The following is a 3,843-nucleotide window of genomic DNA, read 5'->3' on the forward strand; positions in this document are numbered from 1 at the left end:
AATTCCAGCCGTGCTCGTCGCCCCTGTGCACGCCACAGGTTTCCCGTCTTCTCGAACAAGCCCTTCGGGTGATACTCGAGGATCAGAACGATGCGCGTGAGATCGGGAGTCACCTCGTGGAACGTCACCGCCCCGTCGATGAAACCCTTGGCACCCTTCGAGCGCCACACGATCCGCTCATCCGGAACCTGCTCGATGATCGACGCTTCCCAGGTCCGGTGCGACAAGAAGATCTGAGCCTTCCACTCGAGCTTCTCGTCCGCCTCCTGCTCCACCCGCTCGACCTTCTTCATGAAGGAGGGAAAGTCGGCGAATTGGGTCCACTGGTTATACGCCAGTTGGACCGGGACACCGACATCGATCGTTTCGACGATATTGGTCAACTTGAGCTTCTTGCCCTTACCGCCACCGCCACCACCGGTGACCGCGTCCTTCACATCCGACGCCGTCTCCTTCACCTTGTCGGTCAGCCCGGAGAACAGTGACTTGCCGTCGCCCTTCTCGTCCCCGTTGCCGTCACCCTGCTGCTCTTTGCCGGTGACCGCGGACAGCAGGCTGCCGCCGCCGCCCTCGGCGTAGTCGGTGAGCCGGCCGGACGCACCCTGCACCTTGTCGGACACGGTGGACATCGCCTTGTCGGTCACGGTGCCGAGCAGGCCCTGGGCCGCCTTCTTCAGCGGTGACAGCGATGCGGCCTCACCGGACGCACCGGACACGTTCTGGCGCAGCTTCTTCGCCGCGCTGTCGAGATTCGAGGTCATCGCTGATCACTTCCGGGTGCGTCGTCGTACGGGTACAGAATCGGTCGTCGCCTTCGCGCGCGCCCTGCGGGCCCTGGCTCGGGCCAGATCGTCGTCCTCGTCGTCGTCCTTCGACGACCGCGACCGGGACCGGGTGGGCCGGGAACTACCGCCACTCGACGAGCGGCGGCGCGGGGCCGGCCGCCTCCGGCCGCGGGGCGCCTGTTCGGAATCGTCGTCACCGGTCTCGTTGTCGCCCTCGTCATCGGGTTCGCCTTCGTCTTCCGCGTACGCCTCGCCCTCGTACTCGTCCTCGGGTTCCTCGACACGGGCCCGCTTGGACTTCTTCTTCCCGCCCACAGCCTTGCCGAGGCCGCCGACCAGGTCCTCACCCGACTCCAGCCGGGTGTTGAGCGAGTCGATGCGCTGGCTGGCCGCAGTCAACGCGGCCGCCTTCACCGCGTTCATCAACTCCTTGCGCACCGTCACACCGAGCTTGGCGACCTCGGGAGAATCGGCGAGCAGCTTGCGGCCCTCGTTGAGAACACCCAGCGACCCGGTGGGAAAACGTCTGCTGGCTCCGAACCCGGCGAGCATCAACGCCAGCTTCATCTTGTGCGTACGGCCCAGCATGTAACCGGCACCCACCGCCATAGCCATCTGACCCTTGCCTGTCATCGCCCAACCCCTTGTTGTCGAGAAGATGTGGTGCACCTCGGCGCCGGCGTCGGCGAAAAGGATGGGGGCCGTGGTCGGTGGGTGGTGCCTTCGTTCCCGCCGACTACCCCGGGCCGGCGACACTCAATCTGCGCGAAGCCCTCGAGTTCCGGGAGGGCGGAGGCGAACGCGCCGTCGTGTTCGGCGAGCAGTTCGTTTCGTCACCGCGTCACGATCGGACAGGACCGCACCGAATGACCGTGGGATCTGCCGGTCCTCGGGATACCCGTGTACCGCGGTTGTCTGTGGGTACCCGCTGAATACGCTGCCCGCGCCGCGAAGGCGGACCGGGCAGCCAGCCCCGCTCCGGCCGCCGAACCCCTTCGGCCGGCGGGGCGCCCCGTCGCGAGCGGACCGCGGTCGAGCGCTCGCCCACCCCGACCTCGGCCGCGCGCGGCCACGGCCCTCTCACGTCGTGGATTACGCAAATACACGCGAGAAGCACATGCGCCGACTTTTGAAGTCACCCCCATTTCCTAAATCGATTGCCCAGGAACATCATGGGCGGTTGTTAAATTCATGATGTGATAAATTCGCTTTTCGCGAAACGCTCCTCGTTCTGAGCGCGATAGGCATCGCAAGCGGGGATCGACGATCCCGTGGATTCAGCACCAGGAAAGGCGCGGATTCTTATGGGTTTGCAGGAATCGACTTCATCGTCCCGTTCGAGGTAGGTGGCTGAGCGCCGCCTTCGGCGACGGCATCGGACCGAGTAATCAGGCCGCGGTGGCCCGGCTCACCTGAGGGCGTCCGGGCCACCGCCCTGATCAGCACGATCACCGGCCAGGTCCCCCTGTCCTGACCGCCATCCTAGGCCGTGAGATGGGGCTCGGTCTGCGGGGGGTGCTCGGTCTGCGGGGGGTGCTCGGTCGGCGGGCGACCGGGCAGTCGAGTCGACATTGCCTCCCCGAAATCGGGCCGGTCGAACACGGAATAGCCTTGCGCGAAGCGTGGTTCGAGAATGTGGGCCTCGTAATGTGTACACAAGTTTTGCCAACATCGGATATCCGAGAGTCCCGTGTCTGCATATTCATCTCACCGTGCACGAGGGTGACCGGTCTCGGAAATTCCCGGCCGCATGGACAAAGGAGGTGAACACCGACTCTTCGAATCCTGCACACCGGAGATCCTTCGTCAGTCCTCCCGCTTTGGTCTCACCACAAAGTCGTAGGGCGCCATGGGGCCGAGCACCCGCATGGTGATCCGGTTGTCCCAGCGTGCGGCCAGGTCCCCGACCGTCTGCTCGAGTTCCTCTTGTCGGTCGACCTCGAAGAGAACCGCGATCTGCACGGCATCCTCGTCGTGGGTGGGTTCGCGGACGGTGACGGTGTCGGTCAGCGGTGACAACGCCTCGAGCGTGGTGCGGGTGTCTGTCTCCCGCGTGTCCTCGAGGCTGTGGCCGATGAGCTCGCCCAGAGCAATCCGGGCATCGCGGGTGAGCTCCTCGGGCTGGTCGCGGATCGTTTCGAGCAGTGCGGACGCCTCCGGGCTCTCGTCGACGATCTCCCGCACGATGCTCTCCTCGACGTAGCGGCCCTTGATCATGTATTGGGCGAAGCCCTCGAGCTCATTGAGGGCGGAGGCGAACTCGTCGTGATGTTCGGCGAGCAACTCGCGGATTACCGCGTCACGATCTGACACGACTGCACCGAACCGCAACGGCAGTACCGGGGCGACGTGCGCGGTGCCGTCGAGAATGTGGGCGTGGGCCTGCAGGTCCGCGGGGGCGCCGAGGCGTTGGTCCGGGTCGATCTCGCTGACCAACGCCGCGATGTCGCCGTGTTTGACGATCTCGATCGGGGCATCGTGGACGCCGGTGGCGTCCTTCTCGGGTTGCACGTCCGCGGGCACGATTCCGTACACGTAGATCACGACCGCCGAAGCACCCTCGTCGGTGTCGTGGTCGGCGGTGTCGTCGGCGGAGGTCATTTCCGCCTCCGGCGGGGTGCCGGTTCGCGGTCGCTTCCGGATCCGCCGAGCAGCTCACCGAGCGTCTCCCCCACGCCCTCGAGGACGCCCTTGGTCTTGGACTTCGTACTGCCGCTGCCCCTGACGTCGGACACGAGGTCGGACAGGCCCTTGGGTTCGCTGCCGATCGCCAGTCGGTTCGCCGCCTCGGCGAAACGCAGGTAGGTGTCGACGCTCGCGACCACGATGCGGGCGTCGATGACCAAGCCCTTGTCCAAGATGGTGTCGATGACGTCCGCCAGGCTGCTCGAACTCGGACCGCCCGCTGTGGTCATCGCTTCGCTCCTCGCTCCCCGCCACCACCCACCCCGGAACTTGTCGTGTGCGGTCCGCTCGGCGACCCGGCCGCGCGTACACGAGTCACCGCCGCTCTCGAACAGGTTAGTGATCTCGTCTGATCCACGATGTGGCTCGGCCA

Annotated in this window: 4 protein-coding genes; all 4 read right to left on the reverse strand. The window is 65.7% G+C overall.

The features are described 5' to 3' along the window. A partial coding sequence (locus ACNJ7E_RS11990; RefSeq protein WP_418339987.1) for an SRPBCC family protein occupies positions 1 to 761 on the reverse strand: 761 nt, incomplete at its 3' end. A 6-nt stretch (positions 762 to 767) separates the two neighbouring features. Continuing rightward, positions 768 to 1,418, reverse strand: coding sequence for a hypothetical protein (locus tag ACNJ7E_RS11995; protein ID WP_418339988.1), 651 nt, complete (start codon positions 1,416 to 1,418; stop codon positions 768 to 770). A gap of 1,173 nt (positions 1,419 to 2,591) precedes the next feature. After that, positions 2,592 to 3,386 carry a GvpL/GvpF family gas vesicle protein gene (locus ACNJ7E_RS12000; RefSeq protein ID WP_418339989.1) on the reverse strand — a complete coding sequence of 265 codons (795 nt, stop codon included), beginning with the start codon at positions 3,384 to 3,386 and terminating at the stop codon, positions 2,592 to 2,594. Next, positions 3,383 to 3,700: a gas vesicle protein GvpJ gene (gene gvpJ, locus ACNJ7E_RS12005; protein ID WP_418339990.1), complete on the reverse strand. Its 318-nt coding sequence runs from the start codon at positions 3,698 to 3,700 to the stop codon at positions 3,383 to 3,385. The genes ACNJ7E_RS12000 and gvpJ overlap by 4 nt, the downstream gene beginning before the upstream one ends. Between the last annotated feature and the right edge of the window lie 143 nt (positions 3,701 to 3,843).

This window comes from Rhodococcus mengyinensis (assembly GCF_048381435.1).
Classification (GTDB): Bacteria; Actinomycetota; Actinomycetes; order Mycobacteriales; family Mycobacteriaceae; genus Rhodococcus_F; species Rhodococcus_F opacus_D.

Coding starts and splice junctions, on each gene's coding strand:
- gvpJ (WP_418339990.1), bottom strand. CDS start 3,700: ATGACCACAGCGGGCGGTCCGAGTTCGAGCAGCCTGGCGGACGTCATC.
- ACNJ7E_RS12000 (WP_418339989.1), bottom strand. CDS start 3,386: ATGACCTCCGCCGACGACACCGCCGACCACGACACCGACGAGGGTGCT.
- ACNJ7E_RS11995 (WP_418339988.1), bottom strand. CDS start 1,418: ATGACAGGCAAGGGTCAGATGGCTATGGCGGTGGGTGCCGGTTACATG.